We start from the raw sequence: 20170 nt of genomic DNA, 5'->3' as shown, positions 1-20170 counted from the left end.
TTCCTTGCATGCGGACGTTCACTACCATGCTGATTGATCAGAAAATACCCTTAGGCCAGTACATCGCGGGCTTCGTTGAATGGTTGACGCAAAACGGCGCCAGCACCTTCGACGCAATCGCCGTGTCACTGGAAACGATGATCCACGGCGTGACTTTTGCGCTGACCTGGTTCAACCCGCTGGCATTGATCGGCCTCATCGCTCTACTGGCACACTTCATTCAACGAAAGTGGGGCCTGACCGTTTTTGTCATCGCCTCCTTCCTGCTGATCCTCAATCTGGGGTACTGGCAGGAAACCATGGAAACCCTTGCCCAGGTGTTGTTCGCCACCCTGGTCTGCGTGGTCATCGGCGTGCCGTTGGGTATTGTCGCCGCGCATAAACCGATGTTTTACACACTGATGCGTCCGGTGCTCGATCTGATGCAGACCGTACCGACCTTCGTGTACCTCATTCCTACCCTGACCCTCTTCGGTCTGGGTGTGGTCCCGGGTCTGATTTCTACGGTGGTGTTCGCGATTGCCGCACCTATCCGCCTGACTTACCTGGGTATTCGCGATGTCCCGGAAGAATTGATGGACGCTGGCAAGGCCTTTGGCTGCTCGCGACGTCAGCTGCTCTCGCGAATCGAACTGCCCCACGCCATGCCAAGCATCGCGGCCGGTATCACCCAGTGCATCATGCTGTCGTTGTCGATGGTGGTGATCGCGGCACTGGTGGGCGCCGACGGCCTGGGCAAACCCGTGGTCAACGCACTGAACACTGCTGATATCGCCCTGGGCTTCGAAGCCGGCCTGGCGATCGTACTGCTGGCGATCATGCTCGACCGTATCTGCAAACAACCCGAAGCTAAAGTAGGGGGTGACGCATGAGCATTATTCGCTTCGAAGACGTCGACGTAATCTTCTCCAAGGATCCACGCGAGGCGCTCAAGCTGCTGGATCAAGGCATGACCCGTAACGAGATCCTGAAAAAGACCGGGCAGATCGTTGGGGTCGAAAAGGCCAGCCTGGACGTCGAAAAAGGTGAAATCTGCGTACTGATGGGCCTTTCCGGCTCCGGCAAGTCCAGTCTGCTGCGCTGCATCAACGGCCTTAACACAGTCAGCCGCGGCAAGCTGTTCGTCGAGCACGAAGGCAAGCAGATCGACATCGCCTCCTGCACTCCGGCAGAACTGAAAATGATGCGCACCAAGCGCATTGCGATGGTGTTCCAGAAGTTCGCCCTGATGCCTTGGTTGACGGTGCGCGAGAACATCAGTTTCGGTCTGGAAATGCAGGGGCGCCCTGAGAAAGAACGCCGCAAACTGGTGGATGAAAAGCTTGAGCTGGTGGGCCTGACCCAATGGCGCAACAAGAAACCCAACGAGCTGTCCGGTGGTATGCAACAACGCGTGGGCCTGGCCCGTGCCCTGGCGATGGACGCCGACATCCTGCTGATGGACGAACCGTTCTCGGCACTCGACCCACTGATCCGCCAAGGCCTGCAAGACGAACTGCTGGAACTGCAACGCAAGCTGAGCAAGACCATCGTTTTCGTGAGCCACGACCTCGATGAAGCCCTGAAGCTCGGCAGCCGTATTGCAATCATGAAAGACGGTCGGATCATTCAGTACAGCAAACCTGAAGAGATCGTGTTGAACCCTGCGGACGATTACGTGCGGACCTTCGTCGCCCACACCAATCCGCTGAACGTACTGTGCGGTCGCAGCCTGATGCGCACCCTGGACAACTGCAAACGCATCAACGGTTCGGTATGCCTCGATCCGGGCGGTGATTCCTGGCTGGACCTGGCCGAAGGCAACACCATCAAAGGCGCACGCCAGAACGGCGCAAGCCTGGACCTGCAGAACTGGATCCCTGGGCAAGCAGTTGAAGGTTTGGGTCGTCGGCCGACGCTGGTCGACTCGAACATCGGCATGCGCGACGCGCTGCAGATTCGATATCAGACAGGCAACAAGCTGGTATTGCACGACAACAACAAAGTCGTCGGGATTCTGGGTGACAGTGAGCTGTATCACGCACTGCTCGGCAAGAACCTGGGGTAAGGCAACACACACAAAAACGCCGCGAGATGATCGCGGCGTTTTTGTTTATCGAGATATTGGGTCGATTGTGTATTGACCCTGATGGCCCCATCGCGAGCAAGCTCAGCTCCTACAGGTGTTGCGCCGTTCCTGTAGGAGCATGGCTTGCCCGCGATGAACGCGACGCGCTGTCACTGAAACACCGCATCACCTCAAGTCTCAGCTATAGACCCGGCCAAGGAGTTGCCGATGGCTTTCAAACTGATCGAGCACGTCACGGGTGATCTGATCCTGAGTGAAGCCCATCAAATCGTAGTCCTGGCTGCCGTTGTGCAGGTACACCTCGGCGCGGTAATAACGTGCACGCGGTTCATCAGCACTTTCAGCCGACACCGTGTCGCTCGCCGCTGCCAGATAGCCGTCCAGGCTTACTTCGTAGACAAAAGGGTTGCCCTCTTCCATCTCGATCCGCAGGCCCATGCAGCGTTTCGATTTGCCCAGCAACGTCTGCACATCCAGACCCTGAGCGCGCAATTGCACAGCCGCATCTTCCAGCGCCGGGCTGACTTGCTTGTCCATGAAACGCTGAACAATCGACTGATTCGGCTGCAAGTCCAGCTGCGTCAAACGCTCGCTGAAACCACGACGACCGCGGGCTGCGAGCTCCGCTTGCTCCTGTTCGATCTGCACGTCCTGGCGCATCGCCTTGTGCAAGCCGAACATGAAGAACACCAGCACCACCGAGAACGGCAGGCCGGCCAGCACCACCATGGTTTGCATGGCTTCGAAGTTACCGGCGAACAGCAGGCCGATGGTCACCAGCGTGATCACCGCCGACCAGAAGATCCGCAGCCAGTGCGGGGCGTCTTCGTCGACGTTGCCGCCCTTGCACGAAAGGTTGGCCATCATCACCGCGCCGGAATCCGCTGGGGTCAGGAACAGCACGAAACCGACAAAGATCGACACGCCGATCACGATTTTCGACGCCGGGTAGTGCTCAAGCAGTTGGTAAATCGCCATCGACGGCTGTTCCAGCGCCGTCTTGCCGAGCTCCACCGCCCCATGGTTCATCACCAGGTCCAGGGCCGAGTTACCGAAGATCGACAGCCATGCCAGGGTGAAACCCAGTGGAATCAGGAGCACGCCAGCGACCAGTTCACGCACCGTGCGACCACGGGAAATACGCGCGATGAACATGCCGACGAATGGGGCCCAGGAAATCCACCAGGCCCAGTAGAACAGGGTCCACAGGCCCAACCAGCGGTCAGACTTCTCGCTGTCGCCTTCGTACACATAGAGGTCGAAGGTCTTCAGCACCACGCCGTTCAGGTAGTCGCCGATGTTTTGCACGAAGCCATTGAGCAGGTGCAGGGTCGGGCCGAACAGCAGCACGAAAATCAGCAGGCCACTGAACAGCACGATGTTCAGGTTGGACAGACGGCGGATACCGTTTTCCACGCCCGACACAGCCGCGATGGTCGCCACGGTGCTCATCACGATGATCACGATCAGCAGGTTGGTGTTGCTGTGTTCCATGCCGAACAGGTTTTCAAGCCCCGACGACACTTGCAGCGAACCAATCCCCAGGTTCGTCACCAGACCCAGCAGGGTCACGAACATGCCGAAGCCGTCCACCGCGTGACCGGCGGCGCCTTTGACCCAACGCTCACCCACCAGCGGATACAGCGCCGAACGCAACGCCAGCGGTTGGTTATGACGGTAAGCAAAGTAAGCAACGGCCAGGCCGACCAAGGCGTAGATCGCCCAGCCGTGCAGGCCCCAGTGCAGGAACGTCAGCTGAACCGCCTGACGTGCCGCCATGTTGCTGGCAGCCACACCTTCCGGCGGATTGAAGTAGTGGTCCAGCGGCTCGGAAGCACCGAAGTACAGCAGCGAAATGCCGATACCCGACGAGAACAGCATCCCCGCCCAGGCGCCGTAGCTGAAGTCTGGGGTGTCGTCCTTGCTGCCCAGCTTGAGCTTGCCGTAGGACGAAAACGCCAGGCCGACCACGAACACCAGGTAAGCGGCGATCACCACCATGTAGTACCAGCCGAAGCTGCGGGACAACCAGGCCTGGGCAATACCGAGCAATCTGCCGGCCTCTTGCGGGGCGACGATCAGAATGGCAGTCAACAACAGGATCAACGCGGTAGAGGTGTAGAACACCCAACCGTTGACCGTCACCTTCTCGGGTGGGGTCTTTATTAGAGAGGCAGAACTCATGGCACAGATGCTCCAGGCAGTGCGAGAGAAAAACACAAGGCAACGCGTTACCCGACCATTCGGTTAGTTGGCAGCCGACCAGCGGGTGATATAAAGACAGCCCGAAAAAAGCCCGAAACCCCTGAACGCTTGAGCGTGTGGGTTTCGAGCATTTTCAGATGTCGTTTTTCCGCCAACTACATGTAGGAAAAACCTGTAGGTAGCGACGAATTGTCGCAGATCTTATTCTTTGTTGATTGAACGTTCAATCAAAACAAAATAGACTGGCCCTCAATCCGATAGACGTTTCACGTCCGCCGGAAGGCCTAAGGAGATGTGCAAGATGCCCAAGGTCGGTATGCAACCCATCCGCCGCCAGCAGTTGATCGAAGCCACATTGCAGGCGGTAGATCAGGTCGGAATGGGGGACGCCAGCATTGCGCTGATCGCCCGTTTGGCCGGTGTCTCGAATGGCATCATCAGTCACTATTTTCAGGACAAGAACGGCCTGATCGCGGCCACCGCGCAGTATCTGATGAGTGTCCTCAGCGAGAACGTCACCGCGCGCCGTCAGGCGCTGGAGGACAGCAGCCCGCGGGCGCACCTCCAGGTGATTATCGAAGGCAACTTCGACGCCAGCCAGGTCAATGGCCCGGCAATGAAAACCTGGCTGGCCTTCTGGGCCACCAGCATGCACCACCCGTCTTTGCACAGGTTGCAGCGGATCAACGATCACCGTCTGTATTCCAACCTGTGCTGCCAGTTCCGCCGTGTATTGCCGCTCGATGACGCGCGCAGTGCAGCCCGCGGCCTGGCAGCCCTCATTGACGGTTTGTGGTTGCGCGGCGCGCTGTCGGGAGATGCTTTCGACACTGAGCAAGCGCACCAGATCGCTTACGAATACATGGATTTCCAACTGGCCAAGCAGGTGAGTTAGAGCACACAGAACCGCTCAGCACCTGAACCGCCACTGACCAGCGTTGCCAAGGCTTTACGGCACGCCCGGTGGTTAACGCCAACTAACTTATGCACTTGCGAGGACTTTATGGCCCGTTTCGAACTGCAAAAACTCTACATCGATGGCGGCTACAGTGACGCCAGCAGCGACGCCACCTTCGAAGCCATCAACCCGGCTAACGGTGAAGTCCTCGCAACCGTACAACGTGCGACCAAGGAAGACGTTGAGCGCGCTGTAGTCAGCGCTGAAAAGGGCCAGAAAATCTGGGCTGCAATGACTGCCATGGAGCGTTCGCGCATCCTGCGTCGTGCCGTCGACATCCTGCGCGAGCGCAACGATGAACTGGCCGCCCTGGAAACCCTGGACACCGGCAAGTCGTTCTCCGAAACCAAGTACGTCGACATCGTCACCGGCGCTGACGTGCTGGAGTACTACGCAGGTCTGGTTCCGGCCATCGAAGGCGAGCAGATTCCACTGCGCACCACTTCCTTCGTCTACACCCGTCGCGAGCCGCTGGGCATCGTGGCCGGTATCGGCGCGTGGAACTACCCGATCCAGATCGCCCTGTGGAAATCCGCACCAGCCCTGGCGGCCGGTAACGCGATGATCTTCAAGCCAAGCGAAGTCACTTCCCTGACCACGCTGAAACTGGCCGAGATCTACACCGAAGCCGGCGTTCCGGCTGGCGTGTTCAACGTCCTGACCGGCAGCGGCCGTGAAGTCGGTACCTGGCTGACCGAGCACCCACGCATCGAAAAAATCTCCTTCACCGGCGGCACCGACACCGGCAAGAAGGTCATGGCCAGCGCTTCCGCCTCGTCGCTGAAAGACGTGACCATGGAACTGGGCGGCAAATCCCCGCTGATCATTTTCGACGACGCCGACCTCGATCGCGCCGCCGATACCGCCATGATGGCCAACTTCTACAGCTCCGGTCAGGTCTGCACCAACGGCACTCGCGTGTTCGTACCGAGCCACCTGAAAGCCGCTTTCGAAGCGAAGATTGTTGAACGCGTTGCGCGCATCCGCGTCGGCAACCCGCAAGACGAGAACACCAACTTCGGCCCGCTGGTCAGCTTCGCCCACATGGAAAGCGTGCTGGGTTACATCGCCAAAGGTAAGGAAGAAGGCGCTCGCGTTCTGTGCGGCGGCAGCCGTCTGACCGAAGGCGAATTCGCCAAAGGCGCGTTCGTGGCACCGACCGTGTTCACCGACTGCACCGACGAGATGACCATCGTTCGCGAAGAAATCTTCGGCCCGGTGATGGCGATCCTGACTTACGAAACCGAAGAAGAAGTGATCCGTCGCGCCAACGACACCGAGTTCGGCCTGGCCGCTGGCGTCGTCACCAAGGACCTGAACCGCGCTCACCGCGTGATTCATCAACTGGAAGCCGGTATCTGCTGGATCAACGCCTGGGGCGAGTCCGACGCCAAGATGCCGGTCGGCGGCTACAAGCAGTCGGGTGTGGGCCGTGAGAACGGCATCAGCTCGCTGAACAACTTCACACGCATCAAATCGGTACAGGTCGAACTGGGCGATTACGCCTCGGTTTTCTAAGGCGCCAGTTATGCGTCGCCTGTGATGCCGCCATCGCGGGCAAGCCATGCTCCTACAGGTTTTGTGTATGACACCCAACCTGTAGGAGCAAGGCTTGCCCGCGATTGAGTGCGCAGCACTCGCCATGACCTGACCAATTTCAAAGAGGGTGCATTCAATGTCCCAAGAATTCGATTACATCATCATCGGTGCCGGCTCGGCCGGTAACACCCTGGCGACCCGTCTGACTGAAGACGAAGGCGTCACCGTCCTGCTGCTCGAAGCAGGCGGCCCGGACTACCGCATGGATTTCCGCACGCAAATGCCGGCCGCTTTGGCGTTCCCGCTGCAAGGTCGTCGCTACAACTGGGCCTACGAAACCGATCCAGAGCCACACATGGACGGTCGCCGGATGGAATGCGGTCGCGGCAAAGGCCTGGGTGGTTCCTCGCTGATCAACGGCATGTGTTACATCCGCGGCAACGCGATGGACTACGACAACTGGGCCAAGCTGCCAGGTCTGGAAGACTGGGACTACCTGAACTGCCTGCCGTATTTCCGCAAGGCCGAAACCCGCGACATCGGCCCGAACGACTACCACGGTGGCGACGGTCCGGTCAGCGTGACCACACCGAAAGCCGGCAACAACCCGCTGTTCCACGCGATGGTTGAAGCAGGCGTACAAGCCGGTTACCCGCGCACCGAAGACCTGAACGGCTACCAGCAAGAAGGCTTCGGTCCGATGGACCGCACCGTGACGCCGAACGGCCGTCGCGCCAGCACCGCTCGCGGTTACCTGGACATCGCCAAGAAGCGCTCGACCCTGACCATCGTCACCCACGCCCTGACCGACAAGATTCTGTTTGAAGGCAAGCGTGCGGTCGGCGTGCGTTACCTGATCGGCGCCGCTGAAGAGCGCGTTGAAGTTCGCGCCCGCAAAGAAGTGCTGCTGTGCTCCGGCGCCATCGCTTCGCCGCAGATTCTGCAACGCTCCGGCGTCGGCCCGGCCGAGCTGCTGAAAAAACTCGACATCCCGGTGGTCCACGACCTGCCGGGCGTCGGTGAAAACCTGCAGGATCACCTCGAGTTGTACCTGCAATACGCGTGCACCCAACCGGTCTCGCTGTACCCGTCGCTGCTGCTGCACAACCAGCCGGCCATCGGTGCCAAGTGGCTGTTCAAAGGCACCGGCATCGGCGCCAGCAACCAGTTCGAAGCTGGCGGTTTCATTCGTACCCGTCCGGAATTCGATTGGCCGAACATCCAGTACCACTTCCTGCCGGTCGCGATTAACTACAACGGCAGCAACGGTGTGAAAGAGCACGGTTTCCAGGCGCACATGGGTTCCATGCGTTCGCCAAGCCGTGGTCGCATCCAGGCCAAGTCGAAGGATCCGCGCGAGTACCCGAGCATCCTGTTCAACTACATGGCCACCGAGCAGGACTGGCAGGAATTCCGCGACGGCATCCGCCTGACCCGTGAAATCATGCAACAGCCTGCACTGGACGCTTTCCGTGGCCGCGAAATCAGCCCGGGCATCGACGTGCAAACCGATGAACAGCTCGACAAGTTCATCCGCGAACACGCCGAAACCGCGTTCCACCCGTCCTGCTCGTGCAAGATGGGCACCGACGAAATGGCCGTGGTTGACGCTGAAGGTCGTGTGCACGGCATGCAGAGCCTGCGTGTGGTCGATGCCTCGATCATGCCGATCATCACCACCGGCAACCTGAACGCGCCGACGATCATGATCGCCGAGAAAATCGCCGACAAGATCCGTGGTCGCAAGCCGTTGCCGCGTAGCAAGGCTGCCTACTTCGTGGCTGGCGATGCACCGGTGCGTGGCAAGCCGTTGCGGGATGTGAGCCTGACTGCTCAGTAAAACCGCGTCACGGCCAATCGCGAGCAAGCTCGGCTCCTACGGATTGAGGTTGAATCACATTTTTGTGATCATCCCCAATCCCGTAGGAGCCGAGCTTGCTCGCGATAGGGCCCGACCAAACACTACACCTCTCCTGGTAAACCTTTCCTACACCGCTCCGCGCTTGATCCTACCCCCCGCACCGGCCTAATCTAGCGCCACGCAAACGTTTCACCCCCCTCGCGACATCGATACACCGCCACTCCATACCAAGGAGGTTCCCGAATGTTCGATTTCCATCCCCAGCTCAAGCAGCGCTTCGCTGCCTTGCGCACGGGCGCTGAATTCTTTTCGCTGCGTTATGTGCGCGAGTCCGGCCAGTACCTGTCAGTGCGCAAGAATGTCGCCGAACCTCCGAGCCTGAGTCGTGACGAAGGCGCGATGCTGACTGTTCGGGTCAACGGTGTCGAAGCCTACGCCGCGACCAACGACCTGTCGCAACAAGGCCTGCAAGCCGCACTGGAGAAGGCCGAGCAACAAGCCCGCCGACTCAAGCCCCACGCCCTGCTCGACCTGAGCGCGCAAGTGGTCTCCAGCGACCGCGCCGACTACTTTTCGCCGAACCTCGACCAGCCCTTCCCGTCCCTGAGCGATTGCTACCAACTGCTCGGCGCCGAATCCGCCGCCGTGCCCAAGGATGAGCGACTGGTGAACTGGGAAGTGAGCATCGGCATCACTAACGTCGAGCAGATCTACCTCAGCAACGCCGGCGCCGAACTGCGCCAGGCCCAGCGGTTCGTCTACCCGAGCCTGGAAGTCACCGCCTACGACGGCAACGACAGCCAGACCCGAACCCTGGGCCGCGAGAACTTCGGTCAACAGGGCGGTTTTGATGTGATCAGCCGTTGTGGCCTGGTCGGCGCTGGCCCGAAAATCGCCGATCAGGCGCTGCAATTGCTGCTGGCACCGAACACCCCGAAAGGCCCGCGCGACCTGCTGTTGATGCCGGACCAGATGATGCTGCAGATCCACGAGTCCATCGGTCACCCGCTGGAACTGGACCGCATCCTCGGCGATGAGCGCAATTACGCCGGTACCAGTTTCGTCAAGGTCGAAGACTTCGGCAGCCTGCAATACGGCTCCAAACTGCTCAACGTGACCTTCGACCCGGACATCCCCGAGCAGCTCGCCAGCTATGGCCATGACGACGACGGTACTGCCGCGAGCAAACAATTCCTGATTAAAGAAGGCTTGCTGCTGCGCCCATTGGGCGGCGCGCTGTCACAGTTTCGCGCAGGCATGGAGGGCGTGGCCAACAGCCGCGCCTGCAGCTGGAACCGTCCGCCGATCGATCGCATGGCCAACCTGAACATCGAGGCCGGCGATCAACCGCTGGAGCAGATGATCGGCAACATCGAGCACGGCATTTTGATGAGCACCAACCGGTCCTGGTCCATCGACGATGCCCGCAACAAGTTCCAGTTCGGCTGTGAATGGGGCCAGCTGATCGAAAACGGCGAACTCAAAGGCGTGGTCAAGAACCCGAACTACCGGGCGATTTCCGCACAGTTCTGGAAAAGCCTCAGCGCCGTCGGCGATGCCAACTCCGTCAAGGTCCTGGGCACGCCGAACTGCGGCAAAGGCGAGCCGAACCAGGTGATCCGCGTCGGCCATGCCTCGCCGGCCTGTGTGTTCAGCAACGTTGATGTGTTTGGGGGAGATGCCTGATGACTGACTTTAAAAGCGCCCCAAAAAATCAGGCCGATGCATTCAAGGCCTTGGTCAATTGGCTGCGCGATGCGATTCGCGAGCCGGAGCAATTCACCCTCAGCTACGCCGCCGAATCCTCGGCCTTCGTGCGCTTCAACCACGCCAAGGTCCGTCAGGCCGGGCAGGTGCAACAGGCGAGCGTCGGTTTCAAACTGATCAACGAGGGGCGCCACGCCGACCTGAACATCACGCTGTCGGGTGATGCCGCAGTCGATGTGCAGCGCCTGGCCGAAGGTCTGCAACAGCTGCGCGAAACCTTGCCGTTGCTGCCGCAGGATCCGTACCTGCTGCTCAACTACAACGGCTGGCAGAGCAAGAATGTGCAGGAGCATCCGCTGCCAGACACCGAGCAAGTGGTCGCTGAAATCACCCAGGCCGCCGAAGGGCTGGACCTGGTGGGTTTCTACGCCGCCGGCCCGATCAGTCGCGGTTTCGCCAGTTCTTCGGGCGCGTTCGGCTGGCATCAGGCCAACAGCTTCAATTTTGATTTCAGTCTGGTCCACGAAAACGGCCAGGCGGTGAAAGCCAGTTACGCCGGGCACGACTGGAACAGCGACGGTTTTGCCAAGCGCTTTGCTCAGGCACGCGAGCAGTTGGCGTTTCTCGGCAGACCGCAACACACCCTGGCGCCGGGTCAGTACCGCGCCTATCTGGCACCGGCAGCCCTGGGAGAAATCATGGACATGCTGGGCTGGGGCGGTTTCTCGGCGCAGTCGATTGCCAGCAAAAACAGCCCGCTGCAGAAGCTTTACGCGGGCGACAGTGCGTTCAGCCCGTTGGTGTCGGTGGATGAAAAGGTCAGCGGTTCGTTGAGCCCGGCATTCTCCGGCGAAGGTTATCCGCGCAGCGATCTGGGGTTGATCGTCAACGGCAAGGCTGGCGCGCAGATGGTCAGTTCACGCAGTGCGGCCGAGTACGGCCTGACCGCCAACGGCGCCAGCGGTGGTGAAATGCCAAGCGCAGTGAACATGGCGGCCGGTACGTTGCCTGATGCAGAGATTCTCAAGCAATTGGGCACGGGCTTGTACATCAGCAACCTGTGGTACCTGAACTACTCCGATCAGCCGGCGGCACGCCTGACCGGCATGACGCGGTTTGCGACCTTCTGGGTCGAGAACGGCGAGATTCAGGCACCGGTGAGCACCATGCGGTTTGATGACAGTGCCTACAGTTTGCTGGGGTCGCAGCTGGAAGCATTGACCGAGGAGCGCGAGCTGATGTTGTCGGCCAGTACCTACAGCCAGCGGGCCACGGCGTCGGCGTTGTTGCCGGGGGCGCTGATCAGCAAACTGACCTTGACCCTGTAAAAAGCAATCGCGGGCAAGCCTTGCTCCTACGGGATCGGGGGTTGCCGCGGGGCTTGCGGACGACGCCGGACCTGTAGGAGCAAGGCTTGCCCGCGATGAAGACACCACGGACTCCCTGAATCACACCCACAAGAGGTCCCATGCCCAACCGCCCGCCTCTCGACGCTGTCACCGCCCGCTGGGTGCCGTGGGTTGTCGCCATCGCGTTTTTCATGCAATCCCTCGACGGGACCATCCTCAACACCGCCCTGCCCGCCATGGCCCGAGACCTGGCCGAAGACCCCTTGCGCATGCAGGGCGTGATCATCGCCTACATGCTCACCGTCGCCTTGCTGATCCCTGCCTCGGGCTGGATCGCCGACCGTTTCGGCACCAGGAAAATCTTCTTCAGCGCGATCCTGCTGTTCAGCCTCGGCTCGTTGCTCTGCGCACTGTCGAACACCCTGAGCCTGTTGATTGGCGCGCGGGTGATTCAAGGCCTGGGCGGCGCGCTGATGTTGCCGGTCGGGCGACTTGTGGTGCTCAGGGCGTACCCCCGCTCGGAGCTGGTGCGGATCATGGGCTTCATTACCATTCCCGGCCTGCTCGGCCCGTTGATCGGCCCGACCATGGGCGGCTGGATGGTGGAATACCTGACCTGGCACTGGATCTTCCTGATCAACCTGCCGGTCGGCGCTGTCGGTTGTTACGCGGTGTGGAAATTCATCCCCGACCTGCGCGGCACTGAACGCACCCGCTTCGACAGCTTGGGCTTTTTGCTGTTCGGCGCGGCGATGGTGCTGATTACCATCGCCATGGAAGGCCTCGGCGAACTGCACCTGCCGCACTTGCGGGTGATGTTGCTGCTGTTCGCCGGCATGGCCTGTCTGGCGGCGTACTGGTTGCGGGCCGGGCACATCGATAATCCGCTGTTCGCGCCGTCACTGTTCAAGACCCGGACGTTTGCCGTGGGCATCCTCGGCAACCTGTTCGCCCGTCTGGGCAGCGGCGCCCTGCCATTTCTCGTGCCGTTACTGCTGCAAATTGCGCTGGGTTATTCGCCCTCCCAGGCCGGGATGAGCATGCTGCCGCTGGCGGCAGCGGCGATGGTCGCCAAGTCGGTGGCGCGACCGCTGATCGAACGCTTGGGCTATCGCATCGTGCTCACCGGCAACACGTTGGCGCTGGGGTTGATGCTGGCTAGCATGGGGCTGGTCAGCGAGCAAACGCCGTACTGGCTGCTGTTGGTGATGCTTTCAATTCTGGGGGCGATCAACTCCTTGCAGTTCACCGCAATGAACACCGTCACCCTGATCGACCTCGACGACGCCAGCGCCAGTAGCGGCAACAGCCTGCTGTCGGTGGTCGCGCAATTGTCCCTGAGCCTTGGCGTTGCCTGTGCCGGCGCCTTGCTCGGCGGGTTCACGGCAGAAATCGGTAACGATGGTGTGGACACGGTTTTGGGCGCGTTCCAGCTGACCTTTGTGACGGTCGGGATCATGGCAATGCTGGCCGCAACGATCTTTTCCCAGCTCTCAAAGGAAGACGGACGGCGCGTCAAGCGTCCGGAAGAGCACATAGAGCCTTAGGGCGAATGGCCACCGGGCTGGTACACTGCGCGACATTTTGTTTTGCAGGCCAGTCCCGTGACCACCATCGCCACCGCTTTTAATACTTTGCCGCTGTCCGCCGCCATGCTGGCTAACCTCGACTCTTTGGGTTATGCCGAGATGACGCCGATCCAGGCGCAGAGCTTGCCGGTGATCCTCAAGGGGATGGACCTGATCGCCCAAGCCAAGACCGGCAGCGGCAAAACCGCCGCCTTCGGTATCGGCCTGCTGAACCCGATCAATCCGCGCTTCTTCGGTTGCCAGGCGCTGGTCATCTGCCCGACTCGCGAACTGGCCGACCAGGTTGCCAAGGAAATCCGTCGCCTGGCCCGTGCCGAAGACAACATCAAGGTCCTGACCCTGTGTGGCGGCGTGTCCTTCGGCCCGCAGATCGGCTCTCTGGAGCATGGCGCGCACATCATCGTCGGCACCCCGGGCCGCCTTCAGCAGCATTTGCGCAAAGGTTCGCTGGTGCTCCATGGCCTGAACACGCTGATCCTCGACGAAGCCGACCGCATGCTCGACATGGGTTTCTACGACTCCATCGAAGAAATCATTGCCCAGACTCCAGCGCGTCGCCAGACCCTGCTGTTCTCCGCCACGTACCCGACGGGTATCAAGCAGTTGGCGGCGAAATTCATGCGCACGCCTCAGATCGTGAAGGCCGAGGCGTTCCACGACGACACACAGATCGAGCAGCGCTTCTACGAGATTTCCCCGGAAGAGCGCATGGACGCCGTGGTCAAAGTCCTCGCGCATCATCGTCCGGCATCGTGTGTCGCCTTCTGCTTCACCAAGCAGCAGGTTCAGGAAACCGTCGATCACCTGACCTCCAAAGGCATCTCCGCCGTCGGCCTGCACGGCGATCTGGAACAGCGTGACCGTGACCAGGTGCTCGCCATGTTCGCCAACCGCAGCACCTCGGTGCTGGTTGCTACCGACGTCGCCGCTCGCGGTCTGGACATCGATGCGCTGGACATGGTGATCAACGTCGAACTGGCCCGTGATTCGGAAATCCACATCCACCGTGTTGGCCGTACCGGTCGCGCCGGTGAGAAAGGGATTGCGATCAGCCTGGTCGCACCGTCCGAAGCGCACCGCGCCCAAGCCATCGAGCTACTGCAGAAGTCGCCGTTGAGCTGGGATCAGCTGGACAACCTCAAGTCACAGGGCGGCGCACCGCTGCTGCCAATGATGAGCACGCTGGTCATTGGCGCTGGCCGTAAAGACAAGGTGCGTCCGGGTGACATTCTGGGCGCACTGACTGGTGATGCGGGTATTCCGGGCGCTCAGGTTGGCAAGATCGCGATTTTCGACTTCCAGGCCTATGTGGCTGTGGAACGCGGGATCGCCAAGCAAGCCTTGCAGCGCCTGAATGACGGCAAGATCAAAGGTCGTTCGCTGCGCGTGCGTATCCTGTAAAACCGCGACCGCCCTGTAGGAGCAAAGCTTGCTCGCGATTGAGGCGCCGCGGTCCGATAGGTGGACCGCGTTATCGTTCATCGCGGGCAAGCCTTGCTCCTACAGGAGTGCGCCAGCCCTGAGATTTGTGTGAGGACACCGTTTTGCGCTCTACCGAAGTCGTGATCATTGGCGCTGGCGCCGCAGGTTTGATGTGTGCGCTGACCGCCGCCGGGCGCGGGCGTAAAGTGATGTTGCTGGACCATGCCAACAAGGCCGGCAAGAAAATCCTGATGTCGGGCGGTGGCCGCTGTAATTTCACCAACATGTACACCGAACCGAGCAATTTCCTCTCGCAGAACGAACACTTCTGCAAATCCGCCCTGGCCCGTTACACCCAGTGGGATTTCATCGGCATGGTCGCCAAACACGGCGTGCCGTACCACGAGAAAAAACTCGGCCAGCTGTTCTGCGATAACAAATCCAGCGACATCCTCGAGATGCTCCTCAACGAGTGCGATCAGGTCGGCGTCAGCCTGCACCTGGACACCTCGATCCAGCACATCGAGAAAATGGAAAGCGGCTACCTGCTGCAAACCACCCTCGATCAGATCACCTGCGAATCGTTAGTGATTGCCACGGGCGGCTTGTCGATCCCGACGCTGGGCGCCACTGGTTTCGGCTATCAGGTGGCCAAGCAGTTCGGCCACGACTTGCTGCCGACCCGCGCCGGGCTGGTGCCGTTCACCATCACCGATCAGCTCAAAGAGCTTTGCACCGAACTGTCCGGTACGTCGGTGGATTGCCTGGTGAGCTGCAACGACCAGAATTTCCGCGAGAACATCCTGTTCACCCACCGCGGCCTCAGTGGTCCGGCGATTTTGCAGATTTCATCGTTTTGGGAATCCGGCGACACGGTTGAGATCAATCTGATGCCGGACCACGACGTGCCGACCTGGCTGCAACAGCAGCAAGCCGAACGTCCGAACAGCGAGCTGAAAACCCTGCTGGGGGAAATCTTCACCAAGAAGATGGCCAACCTGCTGGCGGATAACTGGTTCGTCTCCAAACCAATGAAGCAGTACACCCACGCGGAAATCGCCGACATCGCCGAAAAACTGGCGAGCTGGAAAGTGGTGCCGGCCGGCACTGAAGGTTATCGCACCGCTGAAGTGACATTGGGCGGCGTCGATACCAACGAGGTGTCGTCCAAGACCATGGAATCGCTGAAAAGCCCCGGCCTGTATTTCATCGGCGAAGTGCTCGACGTCACTGGGCATCTGGGCGGTTTCAACTTCCAGTGGGCCTGGGCCTCCGGCTACGCTGCTGCGCAGTACGCCTGATACGCCGCGTTATCGTTTCCCCCTGTAGGAGCCGAGCTTGCTCGCGATAGCGCACTAACCGCCAACATCATTGCTGAATGTTAATCCGTCATCGCGAGCAAGCTCAGCTCCTACATTTAGGGAAGGCTCGCCAGGGAAGGAACAGATTTTGCTGTCAGATGTGATCGGCGCCATTGCGTCGGCGTCATTACTGGCTCAATTTAGCGTCATCGCCTCGGAAGGCCCTCGCACTTCATGTCATCGACCCCCTTTAGTCAGTCTCTGCGTCGCCTCTGGGCGCTGGATAAATTCAGCTACAGCGTGCGGGTGTTCATCGCCCTGACCGGCAGCATGGCGCTGTGTTGGTACAAGGATGAAATGGGGCTGCTGATCCCGCTGTTCCTCGGGATCATCGCCAGCGCCCTGGCCGAGACCGACGACAGTTGGCAAGGCCGCCTAAACGCACTGGCCGTAACGCTGGTGTGCTTCAGCGTCGCCGCCCTCTCCGTCGAACTGCTCTTCCCCTACCCCGTCGTTTTTGTCATCGCCCTGGCCCTGGCCAGTTTCGGCCTGACCATGCTCGGCGCCTTGGGTGAACGCTATGGCGCGATTGCCTCGGCGACGTTGATTCTGTCGGTCTACACCATGATCGGCGTGGACCAGCGCGGCGGCGAAGTCATCGATTTCTGGCACGAGCCAGTGCTGCTGGTGGCCGGTGCCGCGTGGTACGGTTTGCTCTCGGTGCTGTGGCAGGCGATGTTTTCCAATCAGCCGGTGCAGCAAAGCCTGGCGCGATTGTTCCGTGAACTGGGTTTTTACCTGAAGCTGAAATCGTCGCTGTTCGAGCCGATTCGGCAGATGGACGTGGAAGCGCGTCGACTGGAACTGGCGCAACAAAACGGTCGTGTCGTGGCCGCACTGAACGCCGCCAAGGAAATCATCCTGCACCGGGTCGGCAACGGTCGGCCGGGCTCGAAACTCAGCCGTTACCTGAAGCTGTACTTCCTCGCTCAGGACATCCACGAGCGCGCCAGTTCCTCGCACTACCCTTACAACGCCCTCGCCGATGCCTTCTTTCACAGCGACGTGATGTTCCGCTGCCAGCGCCTGCTGCGCCAGCAAGGCAAGGCCTGCCGAGCGCTGGCCGAGTCGATCCAGATGCGCCAGCCGTTCATCTATGACGCCAGCTTCGCCGAAGCCCTGAGCGACCTGCACGCCTCCCTCGAACACCTGCGCATTCAGAGCAACCCGGCGTGGCGCGGACTGTTGCGGTCGTTGCGGGCACTGGCGGCCAACCTTGGCACGCTCGATCGTTTGCTCAGCGACGCCAGCAACCCCGATGCCCTGGCCGACGCCACCGACAGCAGCCTGCTCGACCGTTCGCCCCGCAACCTCAAAGATGTTTGGATTCGGTTACGCACGCAGCTGACACCGACGTCATTGCTGTTCCGTCACGCACTGCGTTTGCCCCTGGCCTTGAGCATCGGCTACGGGATGGTGCATTTGATCCACCCGTCTCAGGGTTACTGGATCATCCTCACCACACTGTTTGTCTGCCAACCGAACTATGGCGCCACCCGCCGCAAACTCGGCCAGCGGATCATCGGCACCGCCATCGGCCTGACCGTCGCCTGGGCGCTGTTCGATCTGTTTCCGAACCCCTTGATCCAATCGTGCTTCGCAATCGCCGCCGGGGTGGTGTTCTTTATCAACCGCACTACCCGCTACACCTTGGCGACGGCCGCGATCACCTTGATGGTGCTCTTCTGCTTCAACCAGGTCGGGGATGGTTACGGGCTGTTCCTGCCACGGCTGTTCGATACCTTGCTCGGCAGTCTGATCGCCGGGCTGGCGGTGTTCCTGTTCCTGCCGGACTGGCAGGGCCGACGCCTGAACAAAGTGCTGGCCAACACCCTCACGTGCAACAGCATTTACCTGCGCCAGATCATGCAGCAATACGCCGCCGGCAAAAGCGACGACCTGGCGTATCGCCTGGCCCGACGCAATGCGCACAACGCCGACGCGGCACTGTCGACGACGCTCGCCAACATGCTGATGGAGCCGGGGCATTTCCGTAAGGAGGCGGATGTCGGGTTCCGCTTCCTGGTGCTGTCGCACACCTTGCTCAGTTATTTGTCCGGACTGGGCGCACACCGGGAAACCCAGCTACCGCCCGACGTGCGCGAGCATTTGATCGACGGTGCCGGCGTGAGACTGGCCGCCAGCATCGATGAAATTGCCCAAGGGCTGGCGAGCAAACTGCCGATTGCGATTCAGAGCGATGAGGAAGAGGCACTGGCCAACGAGCTTGAGCAGATGCCGGATGAAATCGATGAAGGGCAGCGGTTGGTGCAGACGCAGTTGGCGTTGATCTGTCGTCAGCTTGGGCCATTGCGGACGTTGGCGGCGCACCTCATCAAGGAAACGAGTGAGGATTGAGATCTGCGGTGGCTGAGCCGGCCTCATCGCGAGCAGGCTCGCTCCCACATTTGATCTGCTGTGGGTACAGATTTTTTGTACGACAGAGATCTAATGTGGGAGCGAGCCTGCTCGCGATGAGGCCATCAGCCACACCACAAAAACTCACATCCCATGTTGTTCCATCAACCGCTGATAACTCCCATCCACTTTCATCGCCGCGATCTCACGGTCGAAACCGGCGACGATCTGTTCATGCCTGGGGTTCTTCAGGCTGACCAGGATGTGCAGGCTGTTCTCGCTCAATGCCTTGGGCAAAAACTCCACGGCATTGCGCACCTTGGTTGATTCCCGGGCCAGGAAGTAACGCGCGACGTATTCGTCTTCCAGCGTCAACTTGACCCGGTCGGCGGCGACCATGCGCACAGCCATGGAGAAGCTGTGCACCGGGACTTTCTGCAGCGATACGTCGTCATCGAACTCTGGCGAGTAGGCGTAACCGCGCACCACGGCTATCGGGTAGGTATGCAGTTGTTGCAGGTTGTTGTATTCGATCGCTGTGTCCTTGCGCTTGAGAAAGCGCACCCGGTTGAGCAGGTATTCGCCGGAAAACTGGCCAAGCTTCGTACGATCGTCGGTGTACCAGGCGTTGACCAGCACGTCATATCGACCCTCGCCAACCCCCAGCAAGGCACGCGCCCATGGCACTTGTTCAAAGTCACTGGCATAACCGGCCCGGGCCAGTGCTGTACTGACGATGTCCGTAGCCAACCCACCGTTGACCAGCGTGGAGTCAGTAAAGGGCGGCCAGGCATCGGCTACCAATCGCAGCTTTTCCGCCGCCGCACTTTGAGTCAGCAACAGCAATCCAGTCAAAGCAAAGGCTCGAAGCAATCGCGGCATGCTAGAAAATCCTTAGCGGGCGGGACGCCCGACGTGTTTTCAGCCAAAACTCCAAGGCCCCCGTACTGCCAAACCCAGGTACTCACATTAGCTCATCGAAGCCACTGCACAGCGCTTCATCCCAGATTACACAAACAAGACAAGGTCGCGCGAAATGAATGATGGCATTTTGGCCTTTGTCACAGATTTCTCTGCCATACAGACATCTTTCGCCTGGGCGCTTAGTATCGGAGCGACGATGTTCAAGGAGTGTGAAGATGACAATCGATTGGGTCTGCAAACACCATAGCGATCTGGGCAAAGAGCAGCTGTATGCCATTCTGCAGCTGCGTGCAGAGGTGTTTGTCGTTGAGCAGAAATGCGCCTATCAGGACGTCGACGGCCAGGATCTGGAAGGTGACACCTGCCATTTAATGGCCTGGGACGGGGATCGGCTGGTGGCGTACCTGCGGTTGCTCGACCCGGAGTTACAGGGTGGCGACGTGGTTATCGGGCGGGTGATCATTGCCCCTCAAGCGCGCAGTACCGGGCTTGGGCATGAGTTGATGGCACAGGCGTTGAAACAGGCTGAAAAGCGCTGGCCTGAAGTACCGATCTATCTCTCGGCACAGGCGCATTTGCAGGGGTATTACGGGCGGTACGGTTTTGTGGTGGTGGGCGAGGAATTTCTCGAGGATGACATTCCGCATATCGGGATGCGCCGGGCTTGAGACTTGCGACAGACTCTGGAATCAGCCCCTCACCCTAACCCTCCCGAAACGTCGGACCGCCCCAAAGGGGCGAGGGGACTGACTGAGTTGTTCTCTCGAGCTACATCGACCTGAAATTCCGCGTCGAACTCAGGCTTTGAAAAGCATGAAGATCTGCTCCC

At 60.1% G+C, this 20170-nt stretch carries 14 protein-coding genes; 12 read left to right on the top strand and 2 right to left on the bottom strand.

What is annotated here, in order from left to right:
- The first annotated feature begins 26 nt into the window (after positions 1–26).
- A complete protein-coding gene (gene choW / locus PMI27_RS11610) occupies positions 27–872 on the top strand; it encodes a choline ABC transporter permease subunit (RefSeq protein ID WP_008151932.1) in 846 nt (281 codons plus the stop codon).
- Positions 869–2047 carry a choline ABC transporter ATP-binding protein gene (gene choV / locus PMI27_RS11615; protein ID WP_008151934.1) on the top strand — a complete coding sequence of 393 codons (1179 nt, stop codon included), beginning with the start codon at positions 869–871 and terminating at the stop codon, positions 2045–2047. Before choW ends, choV begins: the two co-directional genes overlap by 4 nt.
- A 198-nt stretch (positions 2048–2245) precedes the next feature.
- Here the strand turns inward: choV and PMI27_RS11620 are convergent, their stop codons facing one another.
- On the bottom strand, positions 2246–4195 hold the full coding sequence (locus tag PMI27_RS11620; RefSeq protein ID WP_223527611.1) for a BCCT family transporter: 1950 nt from the start codon (positions 4193–4195) through the stop codon (positions 2246–2248).
- Between the two features lie 379 nt (positions 4196–4574).
- Between PMI27_RS11620 and betI the strand changes: the two genes are divergently transcribed.
- From betI to yccS, 9 genes are all read left to right on the top strand, one after another.
- Complete coding sequence (gene betI / locus PMI27_RS11625) at positions 4575–5168, top strand: transcriptional regulator BetI (protein ID WP_008151939.1); 594 nt, start codon at positions 4575–4577, stop codon at positions 5166–5168.
- A gap of 108 nt (positions 5169–5276) precedes the next feature.
- Positions 5277–6749, top strand: coding sequence for a betaine-aldehyde dehydrogenase (gene betB / locus PMI27_RS11630; RefSeq protein ID WP_008151941.1), 1473 nt, complete (start codon positions 5277–5279; stop codon positions 6747–6749).
- A gap of 157 nt (positions 6750–6906) precedes the next feature.
- Entirely contained in the window at positions 6907–8610 is a 1704-nt protein-coding gene (gene betA, locus PMI27_RS11635; protein ID WP_008151943.1) for a choline dehydrogenase, read from the top strand.
- Between the two features lie 264 nt (positions 8611–8874).
- Entirely contained in the window at positions 8875–10317 is a 1443-nt protein-coding gene (locus PMI27_RS11640) for a TldD/PmbA family protein (protein ID WP_008151945.1), read from the top strand.
- A complete protein-coding gene (locus PMI27_RS11645) occupies positions 10317–11666 on the top strand; it encodes a TldD/PmbA family protein (protein ID WP_008151947.1) in 1350 nt (449 codons plus the stop codon). The genes PMI27_RS11640 and PMI27_RS11645 overlap by 1 nt, the downstream gene beginning before the upstream one ends.
- 140 nt (positions 11667–11806) lie before the next feature.
- Positions 11807–13234 carry a multidrug transporter subunit MdtD gene (gene mdtD, locus PMI27_RS11650; RefSeq protein WP_008151949.1) on the top strand — a complete coding sequence of 476 codons (1428 nt, stop codon included), beginning with the start codon at positions 11807–11809 and terminating at the stop codon, positions 13232–13234.
- A gap of 105 nt (positions 13235–13339) precedes the next feature.
- A complete protein-coding gene (dbpA, locus tag PMI27_RS11655) occupies positions 13340–14677 on the top strand; it encodes an ATP-dependent RNA helicase DbpA (protein WP_238545911.1) in 1338 nt (445 codons plus the stop codon).
- A gap of 143 nt (positions 14678–14820) precedes the next feature.
- Positions 14821–15999: an NAD(P)/FAD-dependent oxidoreductase gene (locus PMI27_RS11660; RefSeq protein WP_008151955.1), complete on the top strand. Its 1179-nt coding sequence runs from the start codon at positions 14821–14823 to the stop codon at positions 15997–15999.
- A gap of 234 nt (positions 16000–16233) precedes the next feature.
- Positions 16234–18417 carry a YccS family putative transporter gene (gene yccS, locus PMI27_RS11665; RefSeq protein WP_008151957.1) on the top strand — a complete coding sequence of 728 codons (2184 nt, stop codon included), beginning with the start codon at positions 16234–16236 and terminating at the stop codon, positions 18415–18417.
- 144 nt (positions 18418–18561) lie between these two features.
- Here the strand turns inward: yccS and PMI27_RS11670 are convergent, their stop codons facing one another.
- On the bottom strand, positions 18562–19299 hold the full coding sequence (locus PMI27_RS11670; RefSeq protein ID WP_008151959.1) for a substrate-binding periplasmic protein: 738 nt from the start codon (positions 19297–19299) through the stop codon (positions 18562–18564).
- 257 nt (positions 19300–19556) lie between these two features.
- On the opposite strand from PMI27_RS11670, the gene PMI27_RS11675 reads away from it, so the two are divergent.
- On the top strand, positions 19557–20009 hold the full coding sequence (locus PMI27_RS11675; RefSeq protein WP_008151961.1) for a GNAT family N-acetyltransferase: 453 nt from the start codon (positions 19557–19559) through the stop codon (positions 20007–20009).
- The last annotated feature ends 161 nt before the right edge of the window (positions 20010–20170 follow it).

Source organism: Pseudomonas sp. GM41(2012) (genome assembly GCF_000282315.2).
Lineage (GTDB): Bacteria > Pseudomonadota > Gammaproteobacteria > Pseudomonadales > Pseudomonadaceae > Aquipseudomonas.
This window is presented reverse-complemented; position numbering and strand designations above follow the sequence as displayed.

Coding starts and splice junctions, on each gene's coding strand:
- PMI27_RS11670 (WP_008151959.1), bottom strand. CDS start 19,299: ATGCCGCGATTGCTTCGAGCCTTTGCTTTGACTGGATTGCTGTTGCTG.
- PMI27_RS11675 (WP_008151961.1), top strand. CDS start 19,557: ATGACAATCGATTGGGTCTGCAAACACCATAGCGATCTGGGCAAAGAG.
- choW (WP_008151932.1), top strand. CDS start 27: ATGCTGATTGATCAGAAAATACCCTTAGGCCAGTACATCGCGGGCTTC.
- betA (WP_008151943.1), top strand. CDS start 6,907: ATGTCCCAAGAATTCGATTACATCATCATCGGTGCCGGCTCGGCCGGT.
- mdtD (WP_008151949.1), top strand. CDS start 11,807: ATGCCCAACCGCCCGCCTCTCGACGCTGTCACCGCCCGCTGGGTGCCG.
- dbpA (WP_238545911.1), top strand. CDS start 13,340: ATGCTGGCTAACCTCGACTCTTTGGGTTATGCCGAGATGACGCCGATC.
- betB (WP_008151941.1), top strand. CDS start 5,277: ATGGCCCGTTTCGAACTGCAAAAACTCTACATCGATGGCGGCTACAGT.
- PMI27_RS11640 (WP_008151945.1), top strand. CDS start 8,875: ATGTTCGATTTCCATCCCCAGCTCAAGCAGCGCTTCGCTGCCTTGCGC.
- choV (WP_008151934.1), top strand. CDS start 869: ATGAGCATTATTCGCTTCGAAGACGTCGACGTAATCTTCTCCAAGGAT.
- yccS (WP_008151957.1), top strand. CDS start 16,234: ATGTCATCGACCCCCTTTAGTCAGTCTCTGCGTCGCCTCTGGGCGCTG.
- betI (WP_008151939.1), top strand. CDS start 4,575: ATGCCCAAGGTCGGTATGCAACCCATCCGCCGCCAGCAGTTGATCGAA.
- PMI27_RS11645 (WP_008151947.1), top strand. CDS start 10,317: ATGACTGACTTTAAAAGCGCCCCAAAAAATCAGGCCGATGCATTCAAG.